General features: G+C 66.0%; 15 protein-coding genes and 1 pseudogene. 6 read left to right on the forward strand and 10 right to left on the reverse strand.

Features of this window, described 5'->3' with window-relative positions; all coding sequences use genetic code 11:
• Window positions 1-11 precede the first annotated feature (11 nt).
• From A5686_RS01150 to sdhC, 7 genes and pseudogenes are all read right to left on the reverse strand, one after another.
• On the reverse strand, window positions 12-599 hold the full coding sequence (locus A5686_RS01150) for a class I SAM-dependent methyltransferase (protein WP_067929946.1): 588 nt from the start codon (window positions 597-599) through the stop codon (window positions 12-14).
• A 52-nt stretch (window positions 600-651) separates the two neighbouring features.
• Entirely contained in the window at window positions 652-1,398 is a 747-nt protein-coding gene (locus tag A5686_RS01155) for a helix-turn-helix transcriptional regulator (RefSeq protein WP_067929948.1), read from the reverse strand.
• A gap of 8 nt (window positions 1,399-1,406) precedes the next feature.
• Window positions 1,407-2,054: pseudogene (locus tag A5686_RS01160) on the reverse strand (carboxymuconolactone decarboxylase family protein); the annotation flags it as partial.
• Between the two features lie 134 nt (window positions 2,055-2,188).
• Window positions 2,189-3,001: a succinate dehydrogenase iron-sulfur subunit gene (locus tag A5686_RS01165; protein ID WP_067929952.1), complete on the reverse strand. Its 813-nt coding sequence runs from the start codon at window positions 2,999-3,001 to the stop codon at window positions 2,189-2,191.
• A complete protein-coding gene (gene sdhA / locus A5686_RS01170) occupies window positions 3,001-4,773 on the reverse strand; it encodes a succinate dehydrogenase flavoprotein subunit (RefSeq protein WP_067929954.1) in 1,773 nt (590 codons plus the stop codon). Before sdhA ends, A5686_RS01165 begins: the two co-directional genes overlap by 1 nt.
• A 3-nt stretch (window positions 4,774-4,776) precedes the next feature.
• Window positions 4,777-5,259 (reverse strand): succinate dehydrogenase hydrophobic membrane anchor subunit, encoded by a 483-nt coding sequence (locus A5686_RS01175; RefSeq protein ID WP_067929956.1) that lies wholly within the window; start codon window positions 5,257-5,259, stop codon window positions 4,777-4,779.
• A complete protein-coding gene (gene sdhC / locus A5686_RS01180; protein WP_067929958.1) occupies window positions 5,256-5,594 on the reverse strand; it encodes a succinate dehydrogenase, cytochrome b556 subunit in 339 nt (112 codons plus the stop codon). The genes A5686_RS01175 and sdhC overlap by 4 nt, the downstream gene beginning before the upstream one ends.
• Window positions 5,595-5,852: 258 nt before the next feature.
• Between sdhC and A5686_RS01185 the strand changes: the two genes are divergently transcribed.
• The 3 genes from A5686_RS01185 to A5686_RS01195 are packed head-to-tail and all read left to right on the forward strand — an operon-like array spanning window position 5,853 to window position 8,628.
• The gene (locus A5686_RS01185; protein WP_067929960.1) at window positions 5,853-6,254 is read left to right on the forward strand and encodes a cytidine deaminase; all 402 of its coding nucleotides are present in this window, start codon (window positions 5,853-5,855) and stop codon (window positions 6,252-6,254) included.
• Window positions 6,254-7,543 carry a thymidine phosphorylase gene (locus A5686_RS01190; RefSeq protein ID WP_067929963.1) on the forward strand — a complete coding sequence of 430 codons (1,290 nt, stop codon included), beginning with the start codon at window positions 6,254-6,256 and terminating at the stop codon, window positions 7,541-7,543. Before A5686_RS01185 ends, A5686_RS01190 begins: the two co-directional genes overlap by 1 nt.
• Window positions 7,540-8,628 (forward strand): adenosine deaminase, encoded by a 1,089-nt coding sequence (locus A5686_RS01195; protein ID WP_067929965.1) that lies wholly within the window; start codon window positions 7,540-7,542, stop codon window positions 8,626-8,628. The genes A5686_RS01190 and A5686_RS01195 overlap by 4 nt, the downstream gene beginning before the upstream one ends.
• A gap of 716 nt (window positions 8,629-9,344) precedes the next feature.
• Here A5686_RS01195 and A5686_RS01200 read toward each other — a convergent pair.
• Together A5686_RS01200 and A5686_RS01205 are read right to left on the reverse strand one after the other, a co-directional pair.
• Entirely contained in the window at window positions 9,345-11,168 is a 1,824-nt protein-coding gene (locus tag A5686_RS01200) for an alpha/beta fold hydrolase (protein WP_067929967.1), read from the reverse strand.
• On the reverse strand, window positions 11,165-11,809 hold the full coding sequence (locus A5686_RS01205) for a TetR/AcrR family transcriptional regulator (RefSeq protein ID WP_067929969.1): 645 nt from the start codon (window positions 11,807-11,809) through the stop codon (window positions 11,165-11,167). Before A5686_RS01205 ends, A5686_RS01200 begins: the two co-directional genes overlap by 4 nt.
• A 66-nt stretch (window positions 11,810-11,875) precedes the next feature.
• On the opposite strand from A5686_RS01205, the gene A5686_RS01210 reads away from it, so the two are divergent.
• On the forward strand, window positions 11,876-12,589 hold the full coding sequence (locus A5686_RS01210) for a polysaccharide deacetylase family protein (protein WP_082947408.1): 714 nt from the start codon (window positions 11,876-11,878) through the stop codon (window positions 12,587-12,589).
• On the opposite strand, the gene A5686_RS01215 is transcribed toward A5686_RS01210, so the two are convergent.
• Entirely contained in the window at window positions 12,586-13,248 is a 663-nt protein-coding gene (locus tag A5686_RS01215; protein ID WP_067929971.1) for a GntR family transcriptional regulator, read from the reverse strand. The two genes, A5686_RS01210 and A5686_RS01215, sit on opposite strands and share 4 nt — an antisense overlap.
• Before the next feature lie 141 nt (window positions 13,249-13,389).
• On the opposite strand from A5686_RS01215, the gene A5686_RS01220 reads away from it, so the two are divergent.
• Together A5686_RS01220 and A5686_RS01225 are read left to right on the forward strand one after the other, a co-directional pair.
• A complete protein-coding gene (locus A5686_RS01220; RefSeq protein ID WP_067929973.1) occupies window positions 13,390-14,418 on the forward strand; it encodes a cupin in 1,029 nt (342 codons plus the stop codon).
• A gap of 53 nt (window positions 14,419-14,471) precedes the next feature.
• The coding region (locus A5686_RS01225; RefSeq protein ID WP_197520440.1) for a BatA domain-containing protein at window positions 14,472-14,751 on the forward strand (280 nt) is incomplete at its 3' end.

Genomic DNA, 14,751 nt, shown 5'->3' on the forward strand with positions numbered 1-14,751 from the left:
CAGCTTTCCCTCTAATCCGCGACTTGGTTCTTGTGCGCGACGAAGCGCATGACGTGCCCGAGCAGGCTGGACTGCGTGCTGGCGGCCAGCCCATGTCGCGCACATTCGGCGTCGAACTCCGCTGGAACCAGCAGGCGATGCGGGGACCCGTCCAGCCGGTGGAACAGGCCGGCCAGCGGGGTGCGAACCAGGTCGTAGCCGACGAAGGTGCCACCCGGCCGCAACACCCGCGCCACCTCGGCGACCGTGCGCTCCCAGTCGATGATGTGATGCAGCATCAGGCAGCTGACCACGGCATCGAAGGACTCGTCGGTGAACGGCATCGCGGTGGCATCAGCGGTTATCGCGCACGCGTGGGGGAAGGCGCTCAGTGCAGTGGCGGCCGCTTGCGTCATGTGTGGATCGATATCTATTGCGGTCCAGGCAAGTTCGGCATTGCTTGAGAGCACTTGCCGGGCGACGGATCCGCTGCCCGCACCGATTTCCAGAACGTCGCGGCCCAGTCGTTGGGCTTGAAGCGCGCGGGCGACAGTTGCGGACGACGAGCGCCACAGGGCGCCGCAGCAAAAGGCCCGTTCGGACCGTGACATCACAGGCATGCCTCAAGCTTGCGGCAGTTTCCCGGCCGAGCGCTTGTATGGATCCGTCAGATCACGGCCTTTTGACGGCTTCGGCGAGTTCGCTCGGAGTGGCCCCGGTCATCTCCCAGCACACCCGGTTGGCGTGTGACCCGTCGGCGAACCCGGCCAGGTGAGCGGCGTCGGTGACGGAGCGACCGTCGAGCAGATAGCCGATGGCGGCGACCAGCCGCTGCCAGCGGATGGCGGCCGAGAGCGAGACGCCGGTCTGCTGTTTGCACAGTCGTCCGAGGTAGTCGGGGGACAGCGCGACGGCCCCGGCGACTGACGCCACGTCGATGCGCTCGGGTACGCGGCTCGCGACGACTTCGATCGCCTGCCGTAGCTGCGGATGAACGGGTCGCGGTCCGTCCTGTGTCCCGCAGAGACTGGCGACGAGGAAGCCGGCCGCGGCGTCCGGGCCGTCTTCGGCCAGCACCGCGGCGGTGGCCTCGGCCAGGTGCGCCCCGTCATCGGGTATCCAGATACCTCGAACTCGATCGTGGTTGCGCGCCAACGCGTTCAGCGCGCTGCCCTGCGGTGTCTGCAGTCCGAGGTACAGCGTCAGCGCCTCGGATTCGCGATCGGAGCGCACCGCATGGCGCGCTCCGCTGGCGATCACGACCAGCCGGCACGTGTGGTGCGCATCGCCGTCGCCGGCCACCGCCAGCGGACCATGCCCGCCGACGGTGATCTGTACCGCGGGGTGGTGGTGCAGCGCGAGGTCGGAGAAGGCCCCGGTGACCATCAGCCGGCCCGGTTCCCGCTCCCAGACGCGCATAAGCCACTTTAGCGCTGCGCTGCGGTTTCGCCTTTCCGGCTGAGCTCGGTTGCCCAGGGAACGCGGCAGGCGTCACCGGAATTGAAGCCCTGCTCGGTGATGCCCAGTGCGGTGTTCATCCGCGCCCGCATGTTCTCCACCCCGATCTGATAGGTCAGCTCGATCACCCCGGCATCACCGAAGCGGGCGCGCAAATCGGCGACCTGCTCGTCGGTGACGGTGTGCGGATCGGTGGTCATCGCGTCGGCGTAGGCGATGGCGGCGCGCTCGTCGTCGCTGAATGCCGCTGAGGTGGCGTAGTTGTCGATCTCCTTCAGGCGCTGGATGTCCAGGCCGTCCAGGCGCTGCAGCATGGATCCGAAGTCGACACACCACGAGCAGCCGACCGTGCGGGCGGTCCAGAACACCGCGAGCTCGCGCACACTGACCGGCAGCGTCTTCGACGCCCGGTCCAGCATGGTCTCGTGCACGGCGCCGGCGATCATCAGCCCGCGATGGTGCGCGGTGACGGTGAAGGGTTCGGGAACTTGGCCATAGCGCCGCTTGGCGATCCGGTACATGGCCCGGGACAGCAATCCGGCGCGCTTGGGCGCCACGGGCTCGATGCGGGTTTTCTTTGTCATACCCCTCAGACGAGGCAGCGTCGCGAAGTGTGACGGGCCTCGCGAACAAGTTGTGAATTTCAAAAGCGCTAGCAGATCTGCTAGCGCATTCGAGAAAGGCCTAATGCTTGCGGACAGCGGCTCCCGTGACGGATGTGACGTAGCAGGGCAGCCGACCGAACAAGTGGCTAGCGAGAGAACATGATCGCGCGCTTGACCTCTTGGATCGCCTTGGTGATCTCGATGCCGCGCGGGCATGCCTCTGTGCAGTTGAACGTGGTGCGACACCGCCAGACGCCGTCGACCTCGTTGAGAATGTCCAGGCGCTCGGCGGCTGCCTCGTCGCGGCTGTCGAAGATGAAACGATGCGCGTTGACGATCGCCGCCGGGCCGTAGTAACTGCCCTCATGCCAGAAGATCGGGCAACTGGTGGTGCACGCCGCGCACAGGATGCACTTGGTGGTGTCGTCGTAGCGGGCCCGGTCGATCGGGCTCTGAATGCGTTCGCGGGTCGGCGGGTTGCCGGTCGTGACCAGGTACGGCTTTACCGCCCGGTAGGCGTCGAAGAACGGTTCCATGTCGACCACCAGGTCCTTCTCCACCGGCAGCCCACGGATCGGCTCGACCGTGATGGTCAGCGCCTTGCCCGGCTTTTTAGGCAGCAGGTCGCGCATGAGCACCTTGCAGGCCAGCCGGTTGACGCCATTGATGCGCATGGCGTCCGAGCCGCACACTCCGTGTGCGCACGAGCGCCGGAAGGTCAGCGTCCCGTCCAGGTAGCTCTTGATGTAGATCAGTAGGTTGAGCATCCGGTCGCTGGGCAGGCAAGGCACCCGAAAGCTCTGCCAGCCACCGGTTTCCGCAAAGGCGTCGGGTTGGTCGGGGTTGAACCGCGCGATCTTGACGGTCACCATCACCGCCCCGTCGGGAATCGCCGGCAGCGGCGGCTGCAGGCTGGTGTCGACCTCGGCTTCCTCTTCGGTTCCGACGCTCTCGGCCATCAGTACTTCCGTTCTTTGGGTTCGTAGCGCGTCTGCACCACGGGTTTGAAGTCCAGCGCGATGTCGCTCAGCAGGTCGCTGCCCCGCCTATCGGCCCCAATTTCCTTGTAGGCCATGGTGTGGCGCATGAAATTGACGTCGTCGCGGTTGGGGTAGTCCTCGCGGGCGTGCCCGCCGCGAGATTCCTTGCGATTCAGGGCGCCGACCACGGTCACCTCGGCGAGTTCCAGCAGGAAGCCGAGCTCGATGGCCTCCAGCAGGTCGCTGTTGAATCGTTTCCCCTTGTCGTGCACGCTGATTCGTGCGTACCGCTCCTTAAGCGCGTGGATGTCGGTCAGCGCCTGCTTGAGTGTCTCCTCGGTGCGGAACACCGCGGCGTTGTTGTCCATCGACTGCTGCAGCGCGTTGCGGATGTCGGCGACGCGCTCATTGCCGTGCTCGCTCAAGATGTCGGCCACCCAGCCGACCACCATCGACTCCGGGTTCGGCGGCATGTCGACGAAGTCATGCCCGCGAGCGTAATTCGCCGCGGCGATGCCGGCCCGGCGGCCGAACACGTTGATGTCCAGCAGCGAATTGGTGCCCAGCCGGTTGGCGCCGTGCACCGACACGCACGCGCACTCGCCGGCGGCGTACAGCCCCGGCACCGTAGAAGTGTTGTCCCGCAACACCTGTCCGGTGACGGTGGTGGGGATGCCGCCCATCACGTAGTGGCAGGTCGGGTAGACGGGGACCAACTCGTGCACCGGGTCCACGCCCAAATAGGTGCGTGCGAACTCGGTGATGTCGGGCAGCTTGGCCTCCAGCACGTCCTCACCGAGGTGGCGCACATCGATGTAGACGTAGTCCTTGTTGGGGCCCGCGCCGCGCCCCTCCAGCACCTCGAGGACCATAGAGCGGGCGACGATGTCGCGGGGCGCCAGGTCGACGATCGTCGGGGCGTAGCGCTCCATGAAGCGCTCGCCGTCGGCGTTGAGCAGCCGGCCCCCCTCCCCGCGCACCGCCTCGGAGATCAAAATGCCCAGGCCCGCCAGTCCGGTCGGGTGGAACTGGTGAAACTCCATGTCCTCCAACGGAAGTCCCTTGCGGAAGACGATGCCGATGCCGTCGCCGGTCAGCGTGTGCGCGTTGGAGGTGGTCTTGTACATTCGGCCCGAACCGCCGGTGGCGAGCACCACCGCCTTGGCGTGGAACACGTGGATCTCGCCTGTCGCCAGCTCGTAGGCGACCACGCCGGTGGCCACCGGACCGCTCGGGGTCTGGGTGAGCACCAGGTCGAGTGCGTAGAACTCGTTGAAGAACTGCACGTCGTGCTTGACGCAGTTCTGGTAGAGGGTCTGCAGGATCATGTGGCCGGTGCGGTCCGCGGCGTAGCACGCCCGGCGCACCGGCGCCTTGCCGTGGTCGCGAGTGTGCCCGCCGAAGCGGCGCTGGTCGATGCGGCCTTCGGGGGTGCGGTTGAACGGCATCCCCATCTTCTCCAGGTCGAGCACCGCGTCGATGGCTTCCTTGCACATGATCTCCACGGCATCCTGGTCGGCGAGGTAGTCGCCGCCCTTGACGGTGTCGAACGTGTGCCATTCCCAGTTGTCCTCTTCGACGTTGGCCAGCGCGGCACACATGCCGCCCTGGGCGGCGCCGGTGTGACTGCGGGTGGGGTAGAGCTTGGTCAGCACCGCGGTGCGCACCCGCGGTCCGGCTTCCACGGCGGCCCGCATGCCGGCACCCCCCGCGCCGACGATCACCACGTCGTACCGGTGTTGCGAGATCACAGGTCAGCCTCCGATATTCGGGTCGAACGTCATCAGCACGTAGGTGCCCAGCACCAACGTGAAGCCCATGGACAACAGCAGCAGGCTGTTGAGCCAGAACCGGGTGCTGTCCTTGCGGCTGTAGTCGTCGATGATGGTGCGCAGGCCGTTGCCGCCGTGCAGTTGCGCCAGCCACAGCAGCGCCAAGTCCCAGAACTGCCAGAACGGCGACGCCCAGCGCTGTGCCACGTAATTGAAGTCGATGCGGTAAACGCCGTCATCCCACATCAGCATGATGAACAGGTGGCCGATCGCCAGCACGAACAGCGCGATCCCGGAGAACCGCATGAACAGCCAGGCGAACTTCTCGAAATTGGGGATGCCGGCCCGGCGCCGCGGCGAACGCGGGTTGTCCAGGCTGGCGGGGCGGTCGTAAAGGCGCTGTTTGACCGGGGCGAGGTCGCCCCTGCGGGATTGGCTGCCCGCTTGAAGGTCCCGAGTGCTCATCGGAAGTGCTCCACCATATGGATGACCGTCACCACGCCGGCCGGCACCATGAGCAGCAGAAATACGATGCCGACGATCCAGAACATCAGGCGCTGGTGGCGCGGGCCTTCTGACCAGAAGTCGATCAGGATCACCCGGATCCCGTTCAGCCCATGGAAGAGCACCGCGGCGACCAGGCCGTATTCCATCAGGCCGACGATGGGCATCTGATAGTCGTGGATCACGGCGTTGTAGGTCTGTGGGCTCACCCGCAGCATCGCGGCGTCCAAAACGTGGACGAACAGGAAAAAGAAGATCGTTGCGCCGCTGATCCGGTGCAGCACCCACGACCACATGCCCGGGTCGCCCCGGTACAGCGTCCGTGGTGGCCTGCGTTTGCGCGAGGGAGCCGATCCCGGTGCCGCCTGATCCGCGGTTGTCGGTTGCGTAGTCACCCCAGTCCTCACCGCCTTCTTCCGACTCCAACGTCAGTCACGCCGGGCACTTGAGCTTAGCTCGCACACGGTGTGGCTTGCGCCAATGTCCGTCGAGCGAAATGCCGTTTTGCGGCTAGGGTGACTGTCGGAATCGGCGATGGGTGAGCGGGGTTTCGTATGCCTGAGATCGACTGGAAGACATTGCGGGACAAGGCAATTGATGTTGCTGCGGGTGCCTATGCCCCGTATTCGCGCTTTCGGGTCGGGGCGGCCGCGCTGGTCGACGACGGCCGGGTGGTCACCGGGTGCAATGTGGAGAACGTCTCATATGGCCTTGGTCTCTGCGCCGAATGCGCCGTGGTGTGCGCCCTGCATTCCACGGGCGGCGGCCGGCTGCTGGCGCTGGCGTGCGTGGACGGGCGGGGCTCGCCGCTGATGCCGTGCGGCCGGTGCCGCCAGGTGCTGGCCGAACACGGTGGGCCCGAGCTGCTGATCGACCATCCAGGTGGGCCGCGCCGCCTCGGCGACCTGCTACCGGAAGCCTTCGGCCCCGACGATCTGGAAGCCGGGCGCGGCTGATGCGCCCCGCGTTCGACGCGCCCACCGTGATCAGGACCAAGCGCGACGGCGGCCGGTTGTCCGACGCCGCCATCGACTGGGTCGTCGGCGCCTACACCGACGGCCAGGTGGCGGAAGAACAGATGGCGGCGCTGCTGATGGCGATCCTGTTGCGCGGCATGGACCGGGGCGAGACCGCCCGGTGGACCGCGGCGATGCTGGCGTCGGGCGACACGCTCGAGTTCGGCGACCTGGGCCTGCGAACGGTCGACAAGCACTCCACCGGTGGGGTGGGGGACAAGATCACCCTGCCCCTGGTGCCCGTCGTCGCCGCCTGTGGGGCCGCGGTGCCGCAGGCCTCGGGCCGCGGGCTCGGCCATACCGGCGGCACTCTGGACAAGCTGGAATCCATCGCCGGGTTCACCGCCGAGCTGTCCAATCAGCGCGTGCGCGACCAATTGCGCGAGGTCGGCGCGGCCATCTTCGCCGCGGGGGACCTCGCCCCGGCCGACGCCAAGCTCTACGCGCTGCGCGACATCACCGCCACCGTCGAGTCGCTGCCGCTGATCGCCAGCTCGGTGATGAGCAAGAAGCTGGCCGAGGGGGCCGGCGCGTTGGTGCTCGACGTCAAGGTCGGTTCCGGGGCGTTGCTGGACTCCGAGCGGCAGTGCCGCGAACTGGCGCACGTCATGGTCGGACTGGGCGCGGCGCACGGGGTGCCCACCCGCGCGCTGCTGACGGACATGGACCGCCCGCTCGGCGCGAGCGTGGGCAATGCCCTCGAGGTCGCCGAGTCGCTCGAGGTGCTGGCCGGGGGCGGACCGCCTGATGTCGTCGAGCTGACCCTGCGGCTGGCCTCCGAGATGCTCGAACTGGCCGGGATCGACGGCCGCGATCCCGCCGACACCCTGCGCGACGGTACCGCGATGGACCGGTTCCGCCAGCTCATCGCGGCCCAGGGTGGCGACTTGTCGGTGCCGTTGCCCATCGGTCGGCATGCCGAGACCGTGACCGCCCCGCGGGGCGGCACAATGGGCCATATCGACGCGATGGCAGTGGGGCTGGGGGCATGGCGGCTCGGGGCGGGTAGGTCCCGTCCGGGCGAGCGGGTGCAGTCGGGTGCCGGTATCCGGATCCACCGCCGCCCCGGCGAGGCGGTCACCGCCGGTGAGCCGTTGTTCACTCTCTACACCGACACCCCGGAGCGCTTCGGCGCCGCGCTCGCCGAACTGGACGGTGGGTGGAACATCGAAGCCGACGCGGCCGGGATGCACCCGCGACCGCTGATCATCGATCGGATCGCCGCATGAGCGCACCGCTGGGGCTGGAGCAGATCAGAAGGGCCCCCAAGGCCCTGTTGCACGACCACCTGGACGGCGGGCTGCGCCCGTCGACCGTGCTGGACATCGCCGGCCAGGTCGGCTACGACGGGCTGCCCGCCACCGACGTCGACGAGCTGGCGAGGTGGTTTCGCACCCGCTCGCACAGCGGCTCGCTGGAGCGCTACCTGGAACCGTTCTCGCACACCGTAGCCGTGATGCAGACACCCGAGGCGCTGCATCGGGTCGCTTACGAGTGCGTGGAGGATCTGGCCGAGGACTCGGTGGTCTACGCCGAGATCCGGTTCGCGCCCGAGCTGCACATCGACCGCGGGCTGTCCTTCGACGCGATCGTCGACGCCGTGCTGGCCGGCTTCGCCGATGGCGAGAAGGCATGCGCCGCGGCGGGGCGCCCGATCGTGGTGCGCCTGTTGGTCACCGCGATGCGGCACGCGGCGGTGTCCCGCGAGATCGCCGAGCTGGCGATCCGGTTCCGGGACAAGGGAGTCGTCGGGTTCGACATCGCAGGTGCAGAGGCGGGCAACCCGCCGACACGGCACCTGGATGCCTTCGAGTACATGCGAGACCACAACGCCCGCTTCACCATTCACGCCGGCGAGGCTTTCGGGCTGCCGTCCATCCATGAGGCGATCGCCTTTTGCGGTGCGGACCGGCTGGGCCACGGCGTGCGCATCGTCGATGACATCGAGGTGTCAGACGACGGCAAAGTCCGGCTGGGCCAGCAGGCATCAATCTTGCGGGACAAGCGAATTCCGCTGGAGCTGTGTCCCAGCTCCAACGTGCAGACCGGTGCCGTCAAGAGCATCGCCGAGCATCCGTTCGATCTGCTGGCCCGTGCCCGCTTCCGGGTGACCGTAAACACCGACAACCGGCTGATGAGTGACACCTTCATGAGCCGCGAAATGCACCGACTGGTGCAGGCTTTCGGCTACGGATGGAGTGACCTTGAGCGCTTCACCATCAACGCGATGAAGTCGGCATTCATCCCGTTCGACGAGCGGCTGGCGATCATCGACGAGGTGATCAAACCGCGCTATGCCGTGCTGATCGGCTGATCGGCTGATGGATCACCGTCATATGTGCCCGGGCGTCCCGCCCATACCGGGGTCGGACGGCATTGCGGGTGCGACCGGCATGGCCGGCTCCATCGGCGGAGCTTCCATCGGCGGCGGTGCTATTGGTGGCGGTGCGATCGGCGGTGGCGCCACGGGTGGCGGTTCATTAGGTGGCGGCGCTATCGGCGGCGGATCCAGCGGCGGCGGAGCTTCCATCGGCGGCGGTGGGGCTAGCGACGGCGGCGGTGGCCCAGGCGGCGCGGCCGGTGGCAGGGCGTATGGACCTCCCGCACACACCGGGTTGGCGGGCTGGCTGATGCATGCAATGTCAGCCGGGCCGGTGGGAGCACCGGCTGGGGCATACGGTCCACCCTGACATTGGGCTACCTCGGGCGTCGCGAGGCAACGGGGATCAGATGGGTTGATGGGCAGGCTGGGATCGGGGTCGTCGAGCGGAATGGGCGCACCGGGTGGGCGTGCAAACCCGGGCGCGGCATTCGCTGGAACTGCCGCACCCGTCGCGATCCCGAGCAACGCCGCTGCCACAGCCGCTCTCGTCATCGCGTCGCGGACTTTCGGAGCCAGTGCCCAACCCATACGTGTCCCCCTTTATGTGCGGGCGCCCGGCCCGCGTAGCAGCATCCTAATGACGCCCTGCGCTCAAACGCCAGTGAATGTGCACGGCTGAGGAAGTTTCGGGCGCGGCAGTCGAAATATCATCGGGTCGGTTTTTGCGCCGCTCCGACATACTCACCGATGAAGCCGTTCCGCAACCACCACCTGGGGCTGGTGTGCTTGAAAATCTCCTGGTCGAGGGCGCGAGAGCGCACCGACCTTTTGACCGGGAACGGATTCATCCCAGACTTGTACTCGAGGCCGACCACGGCTGGTGTGGTCGGGCGGCCTCGCATGGGCAGCAGCTCGTAACCGGCGTGCTGGAGCATGGTATTCAACTCGGCCGGGCGGGGGAATCGCCGAAAGTCGTGGTTGGGTTTGTGCAGACCGAACACGTACAGCGGCCCAACCGTGACGAAGCAGAGCCAGGTGAACAGGTTGCGATCTGGTGTGACGTAGAACATTCGACCGCCCGGCTTCAGCGCGCTGAACACGCTATCGAGCAGACGGCGGTGTTCCGTGCAATGGTCGAAGACTCCGTGCAGGTAAATCAGGTCGAACCGACTGGCCGCCAACACATCCGGGTTTCGTACATCGCCGACGATGAAGTTCACACCGGGCTGGTCGGCGAAGCGCTTGCGGGCCGCGTCGATCGATTTATAGTCGACGTCGACGCCGACGATGTCCCACCCGCCCAGCTCTGGATAGCGTTTCAGCAATCCCGCGATCGCCCCTCCGGCGCCGCAGCCGACCACGGCCATCGTCGGGCGTTGATCATCGGTGGACGGGAGATAGTCGCGTAGGAAATCCCATGCGGTGTAATCTATTTCGCTGACAAGCTCCGCGGTGAAACGCCACTGCGCGCTGACATCGGCGTTGGAGAAGTAGCGGACGCCGCGCTCGATCGTCCCGTTGCTGATCCGCATCAGCGCGCGATCGATGATCGAGTAACGGTACTCGGGCTCACCGACTGCGTCGTTGGCCCGTTCGTGGTCAAGGAACTCGAAGTACCTTCGCTCTTCGGGTTCGATTGGCGCTTCCCATGATTGGGCTCCGCCGAGCACACGCTCCCGAATCCACGAATCGATGACTCGGCTGTAGACGTTGCTGTCGAACAACATGAGCTGGTGGCCGCCGCCGGGCATCATGAAAAAGTCTTTGGTCCCGCCGATCCGCTCGAAGCATGCCCGGCAGTGCTCGGCGCCGACTATCTCATCGTGCTCGCCACACGTGATCAAGACAGGTTTCGTGTTGGCCGCGGCGGGCAGTCGCGGGACATAGTTGAAGACCGAGTGATAGCTTCGCAACCCATACGACCAGACGTACAGCGGGTCCTTTTTCTTCGCTTCCAGTAAGCCGGGGTCTTCTTGGTAGGCGGCCTTGAAGTCAATGAACCGGCGCAGCGGGATTCGTAACCGATCCCCTATCTTCGCTGCCGCGAATCGCGCCGGGCGCGACTGAAACAGCCGGATCGCCAAGCTCATTGGCGCCTCGTGGTTGAGCAAGATGTTCATACACACACCGCCCACCACGGCTGGGCACGCGTCTAGCGCGTGGAATGCGACTTCGCCGCCCTGGCTCGCGCCGTGCACGATGACGGGTAGGGAAGTGCGCCGCGCGGCGTAATCGGTTACTGCCCTGGTGTCTTCGAGGAAGGCCTCGAAACTGAACACACCCGCCTTTCCTTCGGTGCGACCGTGCCCAGTGAGGTCGAACGAATAGACCGCCGCGCGATAATTGCGCCGCATGTGCTCGGCGAACGTGTCGTAACCTTCGCTGTTCCCGGCGGTGCCATGCACCAGCACCAAAACATAGTCGGCGTTGTCGTTGTCGTAGCGGCGCACAAAGATTCGTCTGGCACCGGATCCGGTCACCGCGTCCGTGGCCATCGGCGGCACTGCCTGGGTGGTGGTGTTCGCAGTCATCGGCGCCTCGGCTTCAATCCCTGGGTGATGTGGGTGGCGATCATCCGCGCGAAAGTGTCGAAATCGCCGCGGAAGCGTTCAGTGTCGGAAATGAACGGCCGTTGCATCGACATGCCCAGCAGCACGATTTCCACGAGGTGCACCGTCTCGTCGATCAAATGTGGCGGCGCATCGTCACCAACGATCGTGCGCAGTAGCTCGGCGATCCGCCGGCGCTGAGTATCGCGGTAGTCGACGTACGCGGTCCGCAGGAACTCATTGTGGTTGGCCGATGCGGCGAATTCGACCATGAACGTGACCGCTTCGAGGTTGTCGATGAACAGGCCGTACACCAGATCGGCCGCCTCGTTCAGGCTGTCCTGCACCGATATCCGGTCGGCCAGTCGGGCCGACGCGGTGGAGAACATCGTCTTGGCCATGTGGTCGATCGCGGCCTGGAAAAGCTTTTCTTTCGTCTCGAAGTGATAGTGCAGCAGGGTCTGCGAAACGCCGGCCTTGGCCGAGATCAGCTTCATCGACGATTTTTCATAGCCGTACGTGCCGAAGCACCGCATCGTCGTCTGCAGGATTCGCTGTCGGGCGTCGCCGGTTGCCACCGCGGAGTCAGCGGTGTCGGGCCCATTCGAAACGGTTGCGGTCAACGTCGACTCTTCTCTTCATCGCCGGCTACCCGATAACATACTGTCTGATCAATCAGTCAGGCAACGATGGATGTGACGGGTGAGCACCTGATGCATGAGAACCTGTCGTCGAAGATCACTTTGACATTTGACAACGGCCCGACACCGGGGGTCACGGACCGGGTTCTCGATGCACTCGCTCAGCGTCAGATGCCCGCCATGTTCTTCGTAGTCGGGCAGCACGTTAGCGCGCCGGCGGGACGCCGACTGATGGCGCGTGCCGTGCGCGAGGGGCATCGGATCGGCAATCACTCGTACACCCACGGACTACCCCTCGGAGAGCTTTCCCCGGCGGAAGCCATTCACGAGATCAGCGCCACACAAACGCTTTTGGGAGATTTTACCGATGGCGATCGGTACTTCAGGCCGTGGGGAACCGAGGGGGCACTCGAACGGCGCTGTCTGAATCAAACGGCCGTCGACTACCTCATCGCGGAAAAATACACCTGCGTCCTGTGGAACAGCGTCCCGCGTGACTGGGCCGACGCCGAGGGATGGGTTAGCCGAGCGCTCGCCGATACCCGCATCCATTCGCACACCGTGGTCGTACTGCACGATCTGCCCACCGGCGCGATGGAGCAACTACCGAGATTTCTCGACGAACTCACCCAGTCCGGTGTCGAGGTCGTCTCCCAGCTACCCGACGATTGCGTGCCGATGGTCCGCGGTCGGATGCGAACACGCCTCGATCACCTGACCGCGCAGCCCGCAACCGCCGCGGATCTGCCACCCGAGTCCTAGAGCATCGAAAGGCCCATGGCTCGCACCGTGCTGGCCAAGTGGGTCTGCACTGCCTGCTGCGCGCGCGGTAAGTCGCCGTCGCGCAACGCTTCCGCGATGCCCTGATGCTCCGTCATGATCGTGGCCAGCCGCTGTGGCTCGCGCAGCGCCGATTCCCCGATCATCCGCATTTGGCGGTCGCGCAACGTCGAGTAGAAATTCGCCAGGATCGTGTTGCCCGACTCTTCCAGGGTGATGGCGTGGAAGGCGCGGTCGGACTCCAGGAATACCCGCCAATCGGCGGACGCCGCGGAGTCGCGCTGCCGCCGCAGTTCACCGGATTGCCGTTCGAAGACCACGGCGCAGACGGCTGGGCCGCGTCCGATCACCTTTCGGGCCGCGAACTGCTCCAGCACCAGCCGGGCCTCCATGACCGCCCGGACCTCCTCGGGCGAGACCGGGACCACCAGAGCGCCGCGCTGCGGATACAACCGCAGCAGCCCCTCGGCCTCCAGGCGCAGGAAGGCCTCGCGCACCGGGGTGCGCGACATACCCAGCGCGGAGGCGACATCACCTTCGCTGATCAGCTCGCCCCCGGGAAACTCGCCGGTGAGTACCTGCGTCTTGACATAGTCCAGGGCGCGGTCCTTGGCCGTACCGGACCTGGGAACCTTGGCCATGCGCGCCCTCTTCTGGTGGCTAAGTCGTATCTCACTCGTGGCCACACCCTACCCCGACCGGCCCTACCTGCAAGGATTTATGCTAAGATACAAGATAAATACTATTCAGATACGATACATATTTAAGCATAGGAGGCGCAGATGCCCACCGCGCAGCAAGTGGTGACGCCGAACTTGGATCCGACGATTCCGGCACCGATGGTCAACGTGGCCGAATACGGGTTCGAGGGCCGTTTCGAGGAATGGGAGCGGCAGGCCGAATACTTCGAGTACTCCAAAGCGGCCAACCCGATCGGATCCGGCCACGTTCCACCGATGCCGCTGCGGCGGTTCGATCCCGAGCTCTACCTCGATGCACCGACCGGCGTGATCCCACTCGATCTCGCCAAGGAACTGGGTATCGATTCCGGCGCGGCGACCAGCCCGGCGCTGCTAGCCAACTTCGTCAGCATTCGCGCCGCGGAGCAAGTCGACACCAGCCCCAACGCCACCTCGCAGCTGTATTACGTGCTGTACGGGAGCGGCTTCGCGGCGGTCAACGGGCGGCTGATCGCTTGGGAGAAGGGCGATTTCGTCACGCTGCCGGCGGGCAGCCACTCGGTGTTCTACGCCGCCACCGACACGGCCATGTACTGGGTGCACGACGAGCCGCTGATGCGCTACCTGGGCGCCGAAGCCACGCAGCCGCGCTTTGCGGCGACAAAATTTCGCCGCGCCGACGCCGTCGCCAAGCTGGAAGAGATCGCCTCCCGCCCCGGCGCCAACGACAAGAGCCGGGTCAGCGTGCTACTGGCCAACGCCAATCAAGAGCAGACGCTGACCATCACCCACGTGTTGTGGGCCATGTTCGGCGTGCTGCCACCCAACCAGGTCCAGCGCCCGCACCGGCATCAGTCGGTCGCCGTGGATCTCATCCTCGATGCGCCGGAGTTCGGCTGCTACACGCTGCTGGGCACCCGCCTCGACGAGCACGGTGACATCGTCAACCCCACCCGGGTGGACTGGCGGGCCGGTTGCGCCTTCACCACCCCGCCGGGGCTGTGGCACGCCCACTACAACGAGACCGACGAGCCCGCCCATCTGATCCCGGTCCAGGACGCCGGCCTCCAAACGCACCTGCGCAGCCTGGATATCAAGTTCACCCAGCGCCGCGATCTGGGCGCCGGATAGTCCCCTGCGCCGGCCCATGCACCGCCGGAGTTCGACGCATAGTGTGGCTGGACATGAAGGTGCCCCTGCTGGGACCGGTATCGGTCACGGGCTTCCAGAACGCCTGGTTCTTCGTCGTCCTGCTGATCGTGCTCTTGGTGATCGGCCTCTACGTCGTGCAGCAATTCGCCCGTCGGCGCCGGGTACTGCGCTTCGCCAACATGGAGGTGCTCGAGCGGGTGGCGCCGGCGGGGCCAGCCAAGTGGCGGCACGTCCCGACCATCCTGCTGGCCGTGTCGCTGGTATTGCTGACCACCGCGATGGCCGGGCCGACCTCGGACGTCCGGATTCCGC

The sequence above is a fragment of the Mycobacterium sp. E2479 genome, assembly GCF_001667925.1.
GTDB lineage: Bacteria > Actinomycetota > Actinomycetes > Mycobacteriales > Mycobacteriaceae > Mycobacterium.

Coding starts and splice junctions, on each gene's coding strand:
- A5686_RS01150 (WP_067929946.1), bottom strand. CDS start 599: ATGCCTGTGATGTCACGGTCCGAACGGGCCTTTTGCTGCGGCGCCCTG.
- A5686_RS01155 (WP_067929948.1), bottom strand. CDS start 1,398: ATGCGCGTCTGGGAGCGGGAACCGGGCCGGCTGATGGTCACCGGGGCC.
- A5686_RS01165 (WP_067929952.1), bottom strand. CDS start 3,001: ATGGCCGAGAGCGTCGGAACCGAAGAGGAAGCCGAGGTCGACACCAGC.
- A5686_RS01175 (WP_067929956.1), bottom strand. CDS start 5,259: ATGAGCACTCGGGACCTTCAAGCGGGCAGCCAATCCCGCAGGGGCGAC.
- sdhC (WP_067929958.1), bottom strand. CDS start 5,594: ATGTGGTCGTGGGTGCTGCACCGGATCAGCGGCGCAACGATCTTCTTT.
- A5686_RS01185 (WP_067929960.1), top strand. CDS start 5,853: ATGCCTGAGATCGACTGGAAGACATTGCGGGACAAGGCAATTGATGTT.
- A5686_RS01190 (WP_067929963.1), top strand. CDS start 6,254: ATGCGCCCCGCGTTCGACGCGCCCACCGTGATCAGGACCAAGCGCGAC.
- A5686_RS01195 (WP_067929965.1), top strand. CDS start 7,540: ATGAGCGCACCGCTGGGGCTGGAGCAGATCAGAAGGGCCCCCAAGGCC.
- A5686_RS01200 (WP_067929967.1), bottom strand. CDS start 11,168: ATGACTGCGAACACCACCACCCAGGCAGTGCCGCCGATGGCCACGGAC.
- A5686_RS01210 (WP_082947408.1), top strand. CDS start 11,876: ATGGATGTGACGGGTGAGCACCTGATGCATGAGAACCTGTCGTCGAAG.
- A5686_RS01215 (WP_067929971.1), bottom strand. CDS start 13,248: ATGGCCAAGGTTCCCAGGTCCGGTACGGCCAAGGACCGCGCCCTGGAC.
- A5686_RS01220 (WP_067929973.1), top strand. CDS start 13,390: ATGCCCACCGCGCAGCAAGTGGTGACGCCGAACTTGGATCCGACGATT.